The organism is Brevundimonas sp. GW460-12-10-14-LB2 (genome assembly GCF_001636925.1).
Taxonomy (GTDB): Bacteria; Pseudomonadota; Alphaproteobacteria; order Caulobacterales; family Caulobacteraceae; genus Brevundimonas; species Brevundimonas vesicularis.
Window position 1 is genome coordinate 46125 of record NZ_CP015511.1, and the last position, 15412, is coordinate 61536.

At 66.9% G+C, this 15412-nt stretch carries 21 protein-coding genes; 4 read left to right on the top strand and 17 right to left on the bottom strand.

The features are described 5' to 3' along the window. Positions 1 to 3: 3 nt before the first annotated feature. A complete protein-coding gene (locus tag A4249_RS00270) occupies positions 4 to 393 on the top strand; it encodes a very short patch repair endonuclease (RefSeq protein ID WP_066554532.1) in 390 nt (129 codons plus the stop codon). Here the strand turns inward: A4249_RS00270 and A4249_RS00275 are convergent. From A4249_RS00275 to A4249_RS17065, 5 genes are all read right to left on the bottom strand, one after another. Next, entirely contained in the window at positions 369 to 2240 is a 1872-nt protein-coding gene (locus tag A4249_RS00275) for an ATP-binding protein (protein WP_066549769.1), read from the bottom strand. The genes A4249_RS00270 and A4249_RS00275 overlap by 25 nt on opposite strands. A gap of 70 nt (positions 2241 to 2310) precedes the next feature. Beyond that, a complete protein-coding gene (locus A4249_RS00280) occupies positions 2311 to 3357 on the bottom strand; it encodes a quinone-dependent dihydroorotate dehydrogenase (protein ID WP_066549771.1) in 1047 nt (348 codons plus the stop codon). Further along, positions 3354 to 3698 carry a DUF952 domain-containing protein gene (locus A4249_RS00285; RefSeq protein ID WP_066549774.1) on the bottom strand — a complete coding sequence of 115 codons (345 nt, stop codon included), beginning with the start codon at positions 3696 to 3698 and terminating at the stop codon, positions 3354 to 3356. Before A4249_RS00285 ends, A4249_RS00280 begins: the two co-directional genes overlap by 4 nt. Beyond that, positions 3695 to 4204 carry a SixA phosphatase family protein gene (locus tag A4249_RS00290; protein WP_066554533.1) on the bottom strand — a complete coding sequence of 170 codons (510 nt, stop codon included), beginning with the start codon at positions 4202 to 4204 and terminating at the stop codon, positions 3695 to 3697. Before A4249_RS00290 ends, A4249_RS00285 begins: the two co-directional genes overlap by 4 nt. A gap of 60 nt (positions 4205 to 4264) precedes the next feature. Beyond that, entirely contained in the window at positions 4265 to 5008 is a 744-nt protein-coding gene (locus A4249_RS17065; protein WP_066549775.1) for a methyltransferase domain-containing protein, read from the bottom strand. A 46-nt stretch (positions 5009 to 5054) separates the two neighbouring features. On the opposite strand from A4249_RS17065, the gene gloB reads away from it, so the two are divergent. Then, a complete protein-coding gene (gloB, locus tag A4249_RS00300; RefSeq protein WP_066549781.1) occupies positions 5055 to 5783 on the top strand; it encodes a hydroxyacylglutathione hydrolase in 729 nt (242 codons plus the stop codon). On the opposite strand, the gene A4249_RS00305 is transcribed toward gloB, so the two are convergent. The 7 genes from A4249_RS00305 to A4249_RS00335 form a co-directional block, all read right to left on the bottom strand. After that, positions 5780 to 6496 (bottom strand): DUF4908 domain-containing protein, encoded by a 717-nt coding sequence (locus tag A4249_RS00305; protein ID WP_231868822.1) that lies wholly within the window; start codon positions 6494 to 6496, stop codon positions 5780 to 5782. The genes gloB and A4249_RS00305 overlap by 4 nt on opposite strands. Positions 6497 to 6596: 100 nt before the next feature. After that, positions 6597 to 7322, bottom strand: coding sequence for an acetoacetyl-CoA reductase (gene phbB, locus A4249_RS00310; protein ID WP_066549787.1), 726 nt, complete (start codon positions 7320 to 7322; stop codon positions 6597 to 6599). 143 nt (positions 7323 to 7465) lie between these two features. After that, complete coding sequence (locus A4249_RS00315; RefSeq protein ID WP_066549790.1) at positions 7466 to 8527, bottom strand: NAD(P)-dependent alcohol dehydrogenase; 1062 nt, start codon at positions 8525 to 8527, stop codon at positions 7466 to 7468. Between the two features lie 77 nt (positions 8528 to 8604). Further along, positions 8605 to 9354 (bottom strand): DUF72 domain-containing protein, encoded by a 750-nt coding sequence (locus A4249_RS00320; RefSeq protein ID WP_066549792.1) that lies wholly within the window; start codon positions 9352 to 9354, stop codon positions 8605 to 8607. Further along, positions 9351 to 9671, bottom strand: coding sequence for a type II toxin-antitoxin system RelE/ParE family toxin (locus A4249_RS00325; RefSeq protein ID WP_066549794.1), 321 nt, complete (start codon positions 9669 to 9671; stop codon positions 9351 to 9353). Before A4249_RS00325 ends, A4249_RS00320 begins: the two co-directional genes overlap by 4 nt. A 22-nt stretch (positions 9672 to 9693) precedes the next feature. Further along, a complete protein-coding gene (locus tag A4249_RS00330) occupies positions 9694 to 9933 on the bottom strand; it encodes a type II toxin-antitoxin system ParD family antitoxin (protein WP_066549799.1) in 240 nt (79 codons plus the stop codon). A gap of 54 nt (positions 9934 to 9987) precedes the next feature. Continuing rightward, positions 9988 to 11559 carry an ATP-binding protein gene (locus A4249_RS00335; protein ID WP_066549803.1) on the bottom strand — a complete coding sequence of 524 codons (1572 nt, stop codon included), beginning with the start codon at positions 11557 to 11559 and terminating at the stop codon, positions 9988 to 9990. 112 nt (positions 11560 to 11671) lie between these two features. Between A4249_RS00335 and A4249_RS16420 the strand changes: the two genes are divergently transcribed. Next, positions 11672 to 12058, top strand: a complete 387-nt coding sequence (locus A4249_RS16420; protein WP_156494554.1) for a hypothetical protein — start codon at positions 11672 to 11674, stop codon at positions 12056 to 12058. Next, a complete protein-coding gene (locus tag A4249_RS00340; protein WP_066549806.1) occupies positions 11971 to 12408 on the top strand; it encodes a hypothetical protein in 438 nt (145 codons plus the stop codon). Before A4249_RS16420 ends, A4249_RS00340 begins: the two co-directional genes overlap by 88 nt. Here the strand turns inward: A4249_RS00340 and A4249_RS00345 are convergent. From A4249_RS00345 to A4249_RS00365, 5 genes are all read right to left on the bottom strand, one after another. Beyond that, the gene (locus A4249_RS00345; protein WP_066549809.1) at positions 12405 to 13766 is read right to left on the bottom strand and encodes a glutamate--cysteine ligase; all 1362 of its coding nucleotides are present in this window, start codon (positions 13764 to 13766) and stop codon (positions 12405 to 12407) included. The genes A4249_RS00340 and A4249_RS00345 overlap by 4 nt on opposite strands. 134 nt (positions 13767 to 13900) lie before the next feature. Beyond that, on the bottom strand, positions 13901 to 14632 hold the full coding sequence (locus tag A4249_RS00350) for a 16S rRNA (uracil(1498)-N(3))-methyltransferase (RefSeq protein ID WP_066549811.1): 732 nt from the start codon (positions 14630 to 14632) through the stop codon (positions 13901 to 13903). Beyond that, positions 14629 to 14889: a Txe/YoeB family addiction module toxin gene (locus A4249_RS00355; RefSeq protein ID WP_066549813.1), complete on the bottom strand. Its 261-nt coding sequence runs from the start codon at positions 14887 to 14889 to the stop codon at positions 14629 to 14631. Before A4249_RS00355 ends, A4249_RS00350 begins: the two co-directional genes overlap by 4 nt. Then, positions 14886 to 15143 (bottom strand): type II toxin-antitoxin system Phd/YefM family antitoxin, encoded by a 258-nt coding sequence (locus tag A4249_RS00360; protein WP_066554535.1) that lies wholly within the window; start codon positions 15141 to 15143, stop codon positions 14886 to 14888. Before A4249_RS00360 ends, A4249_RS00355 begins: the two co-directional genes overlap by 4 nt. A gap of 43 nt (positions 15144 to 15186) precedes the next feature. Continuing rightward, the gene (locus A4249_RS00365) at positions 15187 to 15402 is read right to left on the bottom strand and encodes a hypothetical protein (protein ID WP_156494556.1); all 216 of its coding nucleotides are present in this window, start codon (positions 15400 to 15402) and stop codon (positions 15187 to 15189) included. Positions 15403 to 15412: the final 10 nt, after the last annotated feature.

Sequence of the window (15412 nt, forward strand, 5' to 3'; positions counted from 1 at the left end):
GTGATGCGTCGCGTGAAGGGGCGGGACACGTCGCCGGAACTGGCCGTGCGCAGGATCCTGCGTGCGGCCGGGATCGGCTATCGGCTGGGCGGCATGGGTCTGCCGGGCCGTCCGGATGTGGTGATGAAAGGCCGCAAGGTCGCCCTGTTCGTCCACGGCTGCTTCTGGCACGGCCATGAGTGCCCGCGCGGCGCGCGTCAGCCCAAGACCAACGCCGATTACTGGATCGCCAAGATTGACCGAAACCGCGCGCGCGACGCCGCCGCTGGTCAGGCGCTGGAGGCGTCAGGCTGGCGCGTGGTAATCGTCTGGGAATGCGAGATGAAACAGCCTGATTTCGCCGCGCGCCTGATCGCGACCGTCCGGGGTCAGGCGGCCTCGGTCGCGGCCTGAGCGGCGGTGTCGTTCAAGACGTGCTGCAAGGCGCCGATCAGAGCGGGCGGCGTCAGGGGCTTGGAGACGAAATAGGCCATGCCGGCCGCCTGACAGGCCGCGACGTCCTCGGGCGCGGTGTCGGCGGTGACGGCGACGACCGGGGTGGCGGCGTTGGGTCCGCCGCCGGCGCGCAAGCGACGCGTCGTCTCGCGCCCGTCCAGTTCGGGCATCCGGACATCCATGAAGATGACGTCGAACACCGCCTCCTGACAGCGTTCCAGCGCGATCATGCCGTCGGCGGCGGTGGTGATCTCGCAGCCCAGCGGCTGAAGGATCAGCTGCACGGCGCGGCGGTTGATATCGTGATCGTCCACGACCAGCAGGCGCAGCGGTTGGTCTTCGACCTCGTCGGCGACCGCAGGCGTCGAGGCGACCGGCTCGGGCTCAGGCTCCGGCGCGACTGGCGCGGGTGCCACGACGGCCGGTGTCAGCGAGCGGGCGATGTCCAGGCGGCTTTGGTCGACGACCTCGACGATCTGAACCGCCTCGTCTCCGCGCGGCAGGATCAGCGAGACGGTGAAGCGCGAGCCCTGACCCGTCGCGCTGCGGACCGTCAGTCGGCCGCCCATCAGGTCGATCAGATTGCGGCTGATCGCCAGCCCCAGGCCCGAGCCGCCGTAGCGGGCGGAGACGCCGTCGGCGGTCTGATCGAACGGGGTGAACAGGCGGGCCAGCTGATCGGTCGTCATGCCCGGACCCGTGTCCACGATCTCGAACAGCAGGGCGTAGCCCGAGGGCTCCTCGGGCCAGGCCTGGACGCGCAGGGTGATCTGGCCCTGCTCGGTGAACTTCATGGCGTTGGACATCAGGTTGTTCAGCACCTGACGGATGCGCATGACGTCGCCCTTGACGTGGCGCGGCATGGCGGAGGCGCCCTCGATGCGCAGCTTCAGCCCTTTGGCGTCGGCGACGCCGCGCCACAGCATCAGGGTCTGGGCCAGCATTTGCCGCAGGTCGAAATCCTTGGCCTCGACCGTCATCCGCCCGGCGCCGATCCGGGTGTGGTCCAGCAAGTCGTCCAGCAGGGCCTTCATCATGAGGCCGGCGTCGGTGATCAGATTGGCGCTGTTGCGCGACTGGGCGTCGGGCGTGCGCAGCTCGGCGGCGCCGGCCAGGATCGCGCCGATCGGGGTGCGCAGGTCATGGCCGATGGCGGCCAGGAAGGTGGTGTGGTCGGCCAGGCTGCGCTCGGCCTTTAGGCGGGATTCCTCAGCCAGGGCATGGGCGCGAATGACGGTGACGCTGGCCTCGACCATGCGCTGACCGGTGATGGCGACATAGAAGGTGAACAGCACCACGGCCGCTGCGGCCGACATGACCAGCGGGCCGGGGGCGTGCAGCGCATAGACAAAGAAGGGGGTCGCCAGCAGGAAGCCGACCTGGGGCGTGAGGCCGGCGATCATCACGGCTTGGCATCGGGTGGCGTTCACGATCGCCGTCAGCATGACCGCGGTCAGCATCAGGACCGCACAGACGCCGCCAAACGCGCCGCCGATCCACCAGAGGACCAGGGAAAGCGAGGAGAAGACCGTCGAATTCGCGAAGACGACGGCCAGGATCGCCAGCTTGCGGCCCGTGGAAAGCTCGTCGGGACTTTTCAGGATCGGTCGATAGACGACCACCTCCATGGCCTGGACCGCCATATACAGGACGACCCAGCCGAAGGTGAACCGCACCCCGACCATCGGTGTCACCACCAGGGCGACAGCCGCCGCCGCCACGAGCCGTTGTACCGCAGCGCCCGAGCGTTGGCGAACGGCGGCGGTCCAGCTGCTTTCAGCGATATCGACGGCGGTCGATTTCATTCAGGCTCTCGAATGACGAACGCAGGTCGCTCGCATCGGTCACCTTAGACGTGTCGACACTAACGCTCCGTCAACGGGGAGCGCCGACCGCGTCTGTTACTGCGGAAAAACCGTCAGCGCGCAGGCGGGCGGCCAGGTCACGCTTGATGCGGGCGACCAGGCCGGGGCCCTCGTAGATCAGGGCGGAATAGATCTGGACCGCCGATGCCCCCAGGCGGATGCGGGCATAGGCCTCGGCGCCGCTGTCGATGCCGCCGACAGCGATCAGAGGCAGGCGGCCGTTCGCCGCCTCGGCCGCCGCGCGCAGGGCCTTTTCCGCAAAGGGACGGATGGGCGCGCCGGACAGGCCGCCGGTTTCGCGGGCGTCCGGAGAGCGTAGGGTCTCGGGCCGTTCCAGCGTGGTGTTGGATACGATCAGGCCGTCGATCCGATGTGCCAGCGACGCCTCGACGATCATGCCGATCTCTTCGGCGATCAGATCGGGCGCGATCTTCAAAAAGACCGGCACGCGGTCAGGCGCGACAGCCGGCCGGGCGGCGTCGATGCGGCCTAACAGGTCGTCCAACTGCTCGCGGCCCTGAAGCGCGCGCAGGCCCGGCGTATTGGGCGAGGAGATGTTGACGGTGAAGTAGGAAGCGCGGCCGGCAAGGCGTTGCAGACCGGCGACGTAGTCGGCCGCCTTGTCCTCGGTGTCCTTGTTGGCCCCCAGATTGGCTCCCACGACGACGCCCGTCGGGCGCTGGTCCAGCCGCTCGGCGAAGGCGTCTAGCCCGGCGTTGTTGAACCCCATCCGGTTGATGATGGCCCGGTCCTCGCTGAGGCGGAACAGGCGGGGCTTGGGATTGCCGGGCTGGGGCCGGGGCGTGACCGAGCCGCATTCGACGAAGCCGAAGCCGAGGCGCGACAGGCCGCGCAGGGCCTCGCCGTTCTTGTCCAGACCCGCCGCCAGACCGACCGGATTGGGCAGATCCAGTCCCGCCAACTGTGTTCTCAGGATCGGATCGTCGGCGGGCGGGACGGGCAGGGGGGCGAGGGCCAGACCCTTGATCGCCAACTGGTGTGCCTGCTCCGGGTCCAGCCGACGCAGCAGGGCGGCGCCCACATCAACCGGGCTCATCGGTCGTCCTCGAACGCCATCTCGCCGTCGGCCGTGACCGAGAAGGCGCGCGAGGCCGTGACGGCGGCGACGGGCAGGGGGGCGTAGAGATGCGGGAACAGATCGCCGCCGCGCGACGGCTCCCAGATCAGGTCGTCGCCGAACCCGCTGAGATCGACGGTCAGCAGCAGCAGGTCGCCGCGCCCGGCGAAGTGCCGTCGCGCGGTCTCGGCCAGTTGCGCCTCGGTCGACATGTGGATGTAGCCGTCGGCCAGATCGACGGGCGCGCCCTCGTATCGGCCCTCGGCGACGGCGGCGCGCCAGTCGGCGGCGTCGACGATCTTGTAGGCGATGTCTGTCATGCCGAGGGTGCGCCCAGCGAGCGCGGCGTCAGGAAGCCTTCGTAGGTGCAGCGGCCGGCGACATCGACGCTGAACAGGGCGGCGGCGCCGGTCGGGAAGCCAGCCGACAGCTTGTCCACCACGGCCGGCGAGGCGGCGCTTTCGATCAGATATTCGGCGGCCAGCACGTGGATGCCCGGATTGTGGGCCAGGATCAGCAGGCAGCCCGCCTCGTCCTCGCTGGCCTCGACGAAGCGGCGGATCACGTCGAAGGGAGCGTTGTAGAGGGCGTCCTCGTCGCGGACTTCCACATCGCCGAAGGCGTCGTGCATCTGCTCCCAGGTCTGGCGGGTGCGCACGGCGGTGGACACCAGGGCCAGGTCCGGCTTCAGGCCCCGCTCGGCCAGGGCGCGCCCCATCAGCAGAGCCTCGGCGCGGCCGCCGGCGGACAGGGGGCGGGCTTCGTCGCCGCCAGAGGGGGCGGAGGATTCGGCCTGGGCGTGCCGCATCAGGATCAGTCGGTGCATGGCCTTCGCCATAAGGCGGTTTCGCCCGGCCCGCCAGATGGAGCGACGGTCAACTCCCCGTCAGTCGCGATGTTCGCCCCGCGAAGAGACGGAGGCGGCGGGTTGGGGCGCCAGGACGGGGGCGGCGACGCGCTGGGCATGGCCGCTGGGGCGGATGCGGGCGTAGCTGTGGCGCGAGGCTTCCAACAGGATCAGCCCGGCGGTTCCGGGAAAGACCCGTCGCCCGACCTGTTCGAACCCTTCGGCCAGCGGCAGCATCGGCCCCCAAGGCGGTACATACAGGGTTTGGGACCAGGCCATCGGCTCCAGCCCGACATCACGCACCAACCGCTCCAGCTGGCGCCGGGTGAAGGGTCGGCCGTGACCAAAGGGGGTGTTGTCCGCCCGCGCCCACAGGCCGCCGCGCGCCGCCGCCGCCAGGATGATGCGCCCGGTGGGCGAAAGCGCGCGCACCGCTTCCAGTAGCAGGGCGGCGGGATCGTCGGCCTCTTCCAGGGCGTGGACCAGCAGGATGCGGTCGAACGATCCGGCGGGAAAAGGCAGGCGGCGGTCGTCTACCAGCAGGGTGCGGTTGCGCCCGACCGTCGGCCAATGCTCGACACCTTGCCCGCCCGGCATGGCCGCGACGACGCGCCGCGCGCCGACGAAGGCGTCCAGCCAAGGGGTGGCGTAACCGACGCCCAGCACGTCGCAATCGGCCGCCTCGCCCCAGGCGTCGTCCAGCCGTCGCGCCACCAGCCGTCGCGCCAGCGCCCCGGTCGGCTCGCCGTAGAAGGTTCGAAGCTCGTCGATGCTGCGCCGCATGGGCCCACTATAGGCCTGTCGGCGGCCCTGCTGCTAGGATGGGCGCATGACCCTGGATGTGCATCTGTTTCCCTGCCGCGCCGACAACTACGGCTTCCTGATCCGCGATGCGGCGACCGGCGTGGTCGCGGCGGTCGATACCCCGGACGCGGCGCGCATTCTGGAAGAGCTGGAAGGCTTGGGCTGGGGCCGGCTGGACCTGATCCTGAACACCCACTGGCACCCGGATCACACCGAGGGCAATGCGAGACTGAAGGCCGACTGGGCTTGCGAAATCGTCGGGCCGGAAGAGGTGCGCAAGGTCGCGCCGCTGGACCGGGTGATCGCCGACGGCGATGTGGTGATGGTGGGCGAGACGCGGTTCGAGGTCACCGAAACGCCGGGTCACACCCTCGGCCATGTGGTGTTTCATGCGCCGGCGGACGGCTTGGCCTTTACCGGCGACACCCTGTTCGCCCTGGGCTGCGGCCGGTTGTTCGAGGGTGCGCCGGAGCAGATGTTCGACAGCCTGCAGCGGCTGAAGGCCTGGCCCGACCAGACCGTGATCTGGTGCGCGCACGAATATACGGCCTCGAATGCGCGGTTCACCCTGAGCTTGGACGACCGGCCCGAGACCGCCGCCCATGCCGAGGCGATCTTCGAGGCGCGCGCGCGGGGCGAACCGACCGTGCCGACGACGCTGGGGGTGGAGAAGCGGTTCAATCCGTTCCTGACCGCGACGGATGCGGATCAGTTCGCCGCGAGACGGGCGGCCAAGGACAGCTTCCAGGGCTAGCGGTTCAGGGCGTCTCCGCCCACGACCCGCACGATCCGGGCCGACGACGGGCGGCCGGCGATGCCGGCGTCGGCGTCGATGACGATCCGCAGCGTGCCCTGGACCAGGCTGACGCCGGGACGCCCCTGATCCGACACGACGACGCGGCGCACCCGCTCGACCTGGGCGCGCAGGTTGGAGGACCGCGCCATGCGCACGATGGCGTCGCTGGCGGCCGAGACGGTGTCAGCGGCGACCTGTTCAGAGCCGGGCTGAATGTCCACGTCGATGACGATCAGACGGCCCATCGCCTGGCTGGCGCGGTAGCTCTGGCGCATAAAATAATCGACCAACTGCGCGCCGGTCATCGCCGCGCTGGCGAGGCCCTGTGCCTCGCCGACGCGCGAGGCGGGCGAGCCTTGGGGCGTCGCGGTCGTATACAAGGTGACGGCACCGTCGGGCGTGACGCGCAGTACCTGATCGCCGTTGTCGTTGCGGTAGATGATGTCGCCGCGCGGGGCGGGCGTGGGCCGCAAGACCCAGACCTCGGTCGACCGCTCCAGCCGCATCAGCGGCCGCGATCCGGAGGTGTCCAGGATGAAGCCTTGGCCGCTGCTGCTGACGTAGCGGGCGGTCGGCGGCACGGTCCGGCGGGACTGAGCTTGGCTTTCGGTTGGGACGACCACGGGCGCGGCGACGCCCACGCCGATGACCGCGATGGCGGCGACCGCCATCGCGGTCACGCGTGGCGATTTTTTCGCCCTGACCGATCCCAACAACTTCATGACAGACTTGATGAAACCCGCGCGCGGCGGATTTTGGGCGAAGCCCGCCTCAACCCACCAGGTACTGACCGCCGTTCAGCGACAGTGTGCAGCCTGTGACATATCCGGCACGCTCGCCCACCAGCCAGGACACCATGTCGGCGATCTCTTCGCCCTTCCCCAGGCGGCCGACGGGGATGTGGCTGATGATGCCTTCCAGCACCTTGGGGTCCATGGCGCCGACCATTTCGGTGTCGATATAGCCGGGCGCGATGCAGTTCACGGTCACGCCCTTGCGCGCATTCTCCAGAGCCAGCGCCTTGGTGAAGCCGATCATCCCGGCCTTGGCGGCGGAATAATTGGTCTGGCCGATCTGACCCTTCTGACCGTTGATCGAGGAAATGTTGACGATGCGCCCGTGGCCTCGGTCGCGCATGCCGTTGATGACCTGGCGCGTCATGTTGAAGACGCTGTCCATGTTGACGCGGATCACGTCGGACCACTGGTCGTGGCTCATCTTGTGGAAGAAGCCGTCGCGGGTGATGCCGGCGTTGTTGACCAGGATGTCGATGGGGCCGAGCTGATCCTCGACCTCCTTCACCGCGCGGGCGCAGTCGTCGAAGCTGCCGACGTTGCCTTTGACCACCATGACGTCCAGCGCGTCGGCGATGGCCCTGGCCGCCTCGTCGTTGCCGGAATAGCCGGCGGCGACCTTGAAGCCGTCCTCGTGAAGGCGCTGAACGATTGCCTTGCCGATGCCCCGGGTCCCGCCCGTCACGAAAGCTACGCGCGCCATATCGTCTCCTGTCCCTGTGCAGACCCTTAGAAGGCCTTGTCGGAGTTCAGGATTACCGTGCGAGCGCTAGCGCGCAAGGCGAGAATCTGACGCGACGGAAGTTTCATGCCTCCGTCGCGTTTCGTTGATCTTCGTCCCGGCGATCAGGCGGCCAGCTTTTCCATATCGATGACGAAGCGATAGCGGACGTCGGATTTCAGCATCCGCTCATAAGCGTCGTTGATCTGGTCCGGGGCGATGGTCTCGATGTCGCAGGCGATGCCGTGCTCGGCGCAGAAGTCCAGCATCTCCTGGGTTTCGCGAATGCCGCCGATCAGCGAGCCGGCGATGCGGCGACGACGCCACAGCAGGGGCAGGGCGAAGACCGGCAGGCCCTCGGTCGTCAGGCCCAGCATGATCATGGTGCCGTCGCGCGCCAGCAACTGGATATGGCTGGCGATCTCGTGCGTGGCCGAGACGGTGTTGATGATCAGGTCGAACTTCTCGGCGGCCGCCTTCATCGCATCCTTGTCGGAGTTGATCAGGAAGTGTTTGGCGCCCATCCGCTCGGCGTCGGCCTTCTTGCGGTCCGAGGTGGACAGGACGGTGACTTCCGCCCCCATGGCCGCCGCCAGCTTGACGGCCATATGGCCCAGGCCGCCCAAGCCGATAACCGCGACCTTTGAGCCGGGTCCCACGCCCCATTCCTTCAACGGCGAATAGGTGGTGATGCCGGCGCACAGCAGGGGGGCGGCGACGTCCAGCGCCAGGCTGTCGGGGATGGACAGGACGAAATGCTGATCGACGGTGATGTGGTCGGAATAGCCGCCCTGGGTGATGGCTTCCGACGTGCCGCCCTTCTTGTCCTTGCCGCCATAGGTGCCGGTGAAACCGGGGATGCAGTACTGCTCGACGCCTTCCTGGCAGGAGGCGCATTCGCGGCAGCTGTCGACCATGCAGCCGACGCCGACGCGGTCGCCTTCCTTGAAGCGGGTGACGTTCGATCCGACCGCCTTGACCACGCCCGCGATCTCATGACCCGGCACCAGGGGGAAGGCCGTGCCGCCCGTCTCGCCGCGCGCGGCGTGCAGGTCGGAGTGGCAGACGCCGCAGTATTTGATGTCGATCAGCACATCGTCCGGGCCCGGATCACGGCGCTCGAAGCTGTAGGGCGTCAGCGGCTTGTCGGCGGCGGTCGCGGCGAAGGCGCGTGTGGCGATCGGCATGGGAATAGTCCTTCAGACTTTGCATTGAGCCGGCCTCAGATGTGGGGACGGCTGCGGGTCCGCAAGCGTACGGACCGCTATTTCAGCTTGGCGATCAGCGCCTGAGCCGCCGCAGGGTTCCGCACCTTCGCGCCCGAGATGAAATAGGCGAAGACCTCGCCGCGCTTGGCCCAGGTTTTCGCTTGATCCGCCACCGCAACCAACTCGGTCGCTGTCATGCCGGTCGGCTCGTCGTCGCGGCTGGACATCAGCCGGGCGTAGCTGAAGTCGGCGGTCGCCTCGTCGATCTGGGGCCAGGTCGGCTCCTCGTCATCGACCGCATAGACGATGGCCGCGCCGTATTTGCGGGCCAGGTCATAGAATTGTTCGGTGGCGAAGGTCGGGTTGCGAACCTCCAGCGCGTGCCGCAGCCGCACTCCGTCTTTCTCCCTGGGCAACAGCTTCAGGAATCCCTCGAAGTCCTCGGCATCGAACTTCTTCGTGCCCATGAACTGCCAGTTGATCGGGCCCAGCTTGTCGCCCAGTTCGGTCAGGCCCTGGCTCAGAAACTTGTCGAAGCTGTCGGCGCCTTCGGACAGCACCTTGCGATTGGTGCAATAGCGGCTGGCCTTGACCGAAAAGACGAAGCCGTCCGGCGTCTCGTCGCGCCATTTGCGCCAGCTGTCGGGCTTAAAGGTCGAATAATAGGTGCCGTTGATCTCGATCGAGGTCAGTTTCGACGCCGCATATTCCAGCTCGCGCTTCTGAACCAACCCTTCAGGATAGAAGACCCCGCGCCACGGCTCGAACGTCCAGTCGCCGATGCCGACATGGATGGAATGGGTCATGGTTCGTCTCCGGCTTCGCGGTCTCGGATGGGATCGGCTGTCCAGTCCTCTCGCGTATGTCGGATGCGGAGCACCAGAACGCCCTGATCGTCGATGGCATAGACGATGACGTGCGCCTTGTAAGGATGAACTCGCACAGGCGGCGCGGTCTCTGCTCTTTCCCGGTTCGACTTGGGATATGTCGCGATGAGATCGAGCGCGTGGTGAAGAGCGGCGACGTAGGCGTCAGCCTGGCTCAACCCAAACATCTCGACGCTCTGTCGAAAGATCGCACGCATATCGGTTCGCGCGGCCTTGGATACCCGCAGCTTGGCCAAGTCAGCCTGCCTTGCGAGTCGTTTAGGCCAGATATTCGGCGCGAACCTCTTCGAAAATTTCTCGTGGCGTTTGGTCGCTGATGCCTGATGCATAGGCTTCGTCGATCAACCTTTGCATGTTGGCGATCTTCTCTGCCTTGACCTGCTCGCGGCGGATCAGGTCGCGCACCACGTCCGAGGTGTTGGCGTAGCGGCCGGATTTCGCCTGTTCCTCGACCCAGGCCTTCATTGGATCGGGCAGGGAGATGTTCATCGTCGCCATGGTCAGCCTCCTCTCAACGAGAATGGTCGGTTGGCAAACTTTGTCAACGTCGGATCAGGGCGCGGTCGCTGCCTGTATGCCGGCCAGCAGGCTGGCGGCGGTGATGGGTTTGGGGACGTGCAGGTCGGCACCGGCATCGCGCGCCTGGTCGCGGTGCTCGCTCATGGCGTTGGCGCTCAACATGATGATCGGCGTACGGTCCTGATCGGGACGGGCGGCCTCGATCCGGCGAATGGCGCGGGTGGCGGTCAGGCCGTCCATTCCCGGCATCTGCATGTCCATCAGGATCAAGTCGAACGTCTCGGACTGGAAAGCGGCCAAGGCCTGTTCGCCATCCGCGACGGTGACGACCTGCATGGCGTGCGCCGCCAGGATCAACTGCACGACCCGCTGGTTGACAGGGTGATCCTCGGCCAGCAGCACGCGCAGCGGCGACAGAGCGCGGTCGGCCTCGGCCGCACGCGCGCGTCGTTGCGCATCGTGTTCGGTCAGTGAGGCGGCGCGCGTCAGCGGGATCTCGACGGTGAACCGGCTGCCGACGCCCGGCGTGGAGGCGGCGGAAATCCGCCCGCCCATCAGTTCGACCAGCGAACGACAGATCGACAGGCCCAGGCCCGTGCCGCCGAACCGGCGCGTGATGGTGCTGTCCGCCTGGCTGAACCGGTCGAACAGGCGGGCCGCGTGGTCGGAGGAGAAGCCGACGCCCGTATCCTCAACCCGCAGCGTTAGCTGGGTCAGGCCGTCGGAATCCTCGTCCACCGCAATGGCGACGCCGACCGAGCCCTGATGGGTGAACTTGATGGCGTTGGACAGCAGATTGTCGAGCACCTGACGGATGCGGGTGCTGTCGCCGACGAACATGCCGCGCGCATCGGCGTCGCGGCGGATGTCGAAAGTCAGTCCCTTGGCTTCGGCCTTCAAACGCATGACGTCCAGCGGGACGGCGACGGCCTCGTCCAGATCGAAGGGCCGGCTTTCCAGGTCCAGATGCCCGGCCTCGATCTTGGACACATCCAGAATGTCGGACACCAGCCGTTCCAGCGTTACGCCGGAGCTTGCGATAAGGGCCACCATCTCAGCCTGCTCGGGCGTCAACTCGGTGCGCGACAGGGCGTCGACGATCCCGATCACGCCGTTCAGGGGCGTGCGGATTTCATGGCTCATATTGGCCAGGAAGTCTGACTTGGCGCGGTTGGCGGCCTCGGCGGCGGCTGTGGCTTCGCGCAGGGCGCGTTCGGCCGCAACCTTTTCAGTCACGTCGCGCGCAATGCCATAGATGCGGTCGCCCTGGCGATGGGCGCGCCATTCGACGGCGACGTAATGACCGGCCTTGTGGCGATATCGGTTGATCTGGCCCAAGACCGGATCGCCCGGCCGCCGGTTTTCGACCTCGACGATGCTCTGGCGGGTGGCGGCGTGATCGTCCGGGTGGATCAGGCGCAACAGGCCCTGGCCCTCGATCTCGTCGGGGCGATAGCCCAGCATGGTGAACCAGGAGGCGCTGGCCTTGACCACGCGCCCATCCAGCTCGCGCACCACCAGCAGATCCAGCGACACATCGAAGAACGTGTCCAGATCCACATCGGCTGTGGGGAAGGCCAGGGCCGCAACGGGCGAACAGGTCATTGCGCACTCTCTCGAACTGAGACCCATGTTACGGCGCATCGGTTAAGCTCGCCTTTGCAAAGGATCGAAAAGAGCCGATGGCATCGTGCGCCGTGTCAGTTAGGAACAACTCATGATCTTGCTTCTCGCCGCGATCGCCATGCTCCAATCCCCGCTATCAGGGGACGGAATCGAACCCCTGACCCTGGCCGAGGATCGAGCCTGCACGGACGACGGGGCTCAGTGCGTCGGTCTGACGCAGCAGACGCGTGACGGCGAGCCGGTCTTCACCCCGGTAGTTCGTGCGCCAGACGCCCTGCCGGCCGCGCCGCAAGAGGCGTCGGGCGAGGTGGAAAATTACAAGCCCTGGGCTGGCCTGATCCGGCTGGCGGACGGCGGGTTTCTGGCCGGGTCGAGATGGAGAGCCGCAGCATGTATTCCGGCGGCGGCGGGCAGGCGACGGAGTTGCGGCTCTATCGGCTGGATGCGGACGGCGAGGTTGGCGCCGCCCCGGTGCTGACCGTGCCGATCCAGGGTTCGCTGATGATCCGCGCCTGTTTCAGCGAGGAGGACATGACCCAGCGCGCCGGCGCATGCCGCGACGAATACAGTTTCGCTGCGACCCTGACCGCGAGCGACGCGGCGGATGCGATGCCGGTCCTGACCTATGAGACGACCGCCACGGCCTATCCGCGCGGCGCCTCGCGATCCGAGGACTCGCTGGAGAAGCCGCCGCTGAAGCCTGCCGACCTGATCGCCGCGCGCGATCCGAAATGCAGCTTCATTCGTCGGTTCACCTTCGACGCCAAGGCCGGCGAATACAAACCGGACAGCCCGCTGCCCGACTGCTCGGACTACACCGTCCCCTAATAGGCGAAGTCGGCGTAGATGCGCTTCACGTCGCCCTGCCAGGCGCCGTGATACAGGTCCAGCAGGCGCTCAGCCGGCGTGACGCCGCTGTCGGCGATGTCTTCCAGTTCCGACAGATAGCCGCGCTCGTCCACCATGCCGCCCGAGAATTTGGCGCGATTCTTCAGCCCCTGTTTGGCGATGTTCACCAGATCGACGGCGATGTCGCGCACGGACCGGCCCGCCACCTCGGCCTTCAGACCCAGGCGGGTCACGTCGCGGCGCAGACGTTCGTGGTCGGCGATGTCCCAGTCCTTGACCAGGTCCCAGGCGGCGGCCAGCGACGGCGCGTCGTACAGAACCCCGGCCCACAGGGCGGGCAGGGCGCAAATCCGGCTCCAGGGTCCGCCGTCGGCGCCGCGCATTTCCAGATAGGCCTTCAGCCGCACCTCGGGGAAGAGGGTGGTCAGATGGTCGTTCCAGTCCTTCAGGGTCGGATATTGGCCGGGCAGGGCGGGCAGTTTGCCGGCCTGGAAATCGCGGAACGACTGGCCCGAGGCATCGACATAACGGCCGTCGCGCTTGGCGAAATACATCGGCGTGTCCAACGCATAGTCGGCGTAGCGCTCGAAGCCGAACCCCTCCTCGAACACGAAGCCCAGCATGCCGGTGCGGTCAGCGTCGGTGTCGGTCCAGACATTGGCCCGCGCCGACAGGAAGCCGTTGGGGCGGCCCTCGGTGAACGGCGAGCAGGCGAACAGGGCGGTGGCGATGGGTTGCAGCGCCAGCGAGGTGCGGAACTTCATCACCATGTCGGCTTCTGAATCGAAGTCCAGGTTCGCCTGAATGGTGCAGGTGCGCAGCATCATGTCCAGACCCAGGGTGCCGACCTTGGGCATATAGGCGCGCATGATGTCATAGCGGCCCTTCGGCATGACCGGCACCTGTTCGCGGGTCCACAGCGGGTCGAAACCGGCGCCCAGGAATCCGACGCCGATCTGGTCGGCGACCTGCTTGACCTCCATCAGGTGCTGGCCGGTCTCGTTGCAGATGTCGTGGATGGTCAGAAGCGGCGCGCCCGACAGTTCGAACTGACCGCCCGGCTCCAGGCTGACGGAGGCGACGAAGCCTTCGCTGTTCCTGCGCTCCAGTCCGATCAGAAAGCCGTTTTCCTCGACGGGCGACCAGCCGAAGCGTTGCAGCCCCTCCAGCATGGCCTTGATGCCGTTCGGACCGTCATAGGCGGGGCGCGCCAGGGTGGTCTTGTCGAAGCCGAACTTCTCGTGCTCGGCGCCGATGCGCCACTGGTCCTTGGGCTTGATCCCCTTGGACATGGCCTCGATGAGGTCGGTCCGGGTCAGCGGCGCGTTATCGGTCATGCGTCAGTCCCCTGCGGGCGCATCGTAAGCGACCGTGTGTCGCGGCTAGATGGGCAAGATTGCGGCAAGGCTCAAGAGGGCTTTCGTCTTTCCCTGACGCTCGTCGCGCGTCGGCTAGTGCCTGAGGGGCGGACTTATCGTTCCCAATCACCGACGGCCGCCTGCCACAGGGTCATGGCGGCGATGGCGGCGGTGTCGGCGCGCAGGATGCGCGGGCCCAGCGACACGGCGGTGGTGAAGGGCAGGGACCGCAGCCGCTCGCCCTCTTCCGGCGAGAACCCGCCCTCCGGCCCGATCAGGATGGACCATTTTTGCTCTTGGGCACCCGCGCCTGCCGCCGCCAGCGCCGATATCGCCGGCGCGCCGCCGGTCTCGTCGCAGAACATCAGCCGGCGTCCGGTCTCCCAGCCATCCAGCAGGGCGTCCAGCTTGATCGGATCACCGACGGCGGGCACGTCCATCCGCCCGGTCTGTTCGGCGGCTTCCTCGGCGATGGCGTCCAGACGGTCCAGGCGGATCCGGTCGGCGTTGGTGCGTTTCGTCAGAACCAACCGCACCCGGCGTGCGCCCAACTCGGCGGCCTTCTCCACAATGGTCTCGACGCGCGCCTTCTTCACCACCGAAACGATCAGTTCCAGATCAGGACCGAAGGTCTGGGGTCGCACCTGTTCCTCGGCGCGCAGGATCACGCCCTTCTTCAGCACTTCCGCGACCGTGCAGCGCCACTCCCCATCGCGCCCGTTGAACACCAGCAGATCGTCCCCGGCCTTCAGCCGCATGACCTGGGTCAGATAGCGCGATTGGTCCAGCGTGGGCGCAACGGGAGCGGCGGCGGCGAGCGGCGATGTGACGTAAAGGCGGATCATCGGTCGTAGTGATAGCGGCATTGGGCGATCAAAAGCGCATCGTCGGTCACGCGATAGACGAGACGATGTTCCTGGTCGATGCGCCGCGACCACCATCCCGCAAAATCGCCCTTCAACGGTTCTGGCTTTCCAGTCCCGGAAAAAGGCGTCCGCTGGCATTCCCTGATCAGCCGATTGAGCTTTCGCACCATCTTGCGATCATGGTCTTGCCAGTGAAGATAATCCTCCCACCCGTAGGTCTGGAAGGTCAGCTTCATTCTTCGATCAGTGCGCGAACCTGACCGCCGCCCGCATCGAGTTCGGAGATCGCCTCACGCAATCGCGCGGCGTTCGCCGGGCTGCGCAGCAGGTACTCGGTCTCTTGCCAAGAGGCGAAGTCTTCCAACGACATCAGCACCGCTGCGGGTTTGCCGCCCTCGCGTGTGATGATGGTGTAGTCATGATCCGCCGTCACCCGGTCGATGACCGAGGCGAGGTTCTTGCGGAGTTCGGTGACGGACATCGCGTTCATGGCATGAATGTACGTGATTAAGTACATTTATGCAAGGTCGCGTCTAAGGCCTGTCGGGCGTCTCTTTTTGGTCCGCCTTCTCTCGGGACGCTTCGCGCTGCGCTTCTATCAGCCGTTCGGTCGAGGGGCTTACGATCTTCTGGATATCAAGCAACGCGCTGCCGACGCCGATGGAGGCGGCGTCTCGCCTGCGCCGCTTCATGGCGCCGACCAGCATCGGCATCAGCCAGAGCGCTGCCATGAGCACCGCCGTCGCCACAACCCACTCC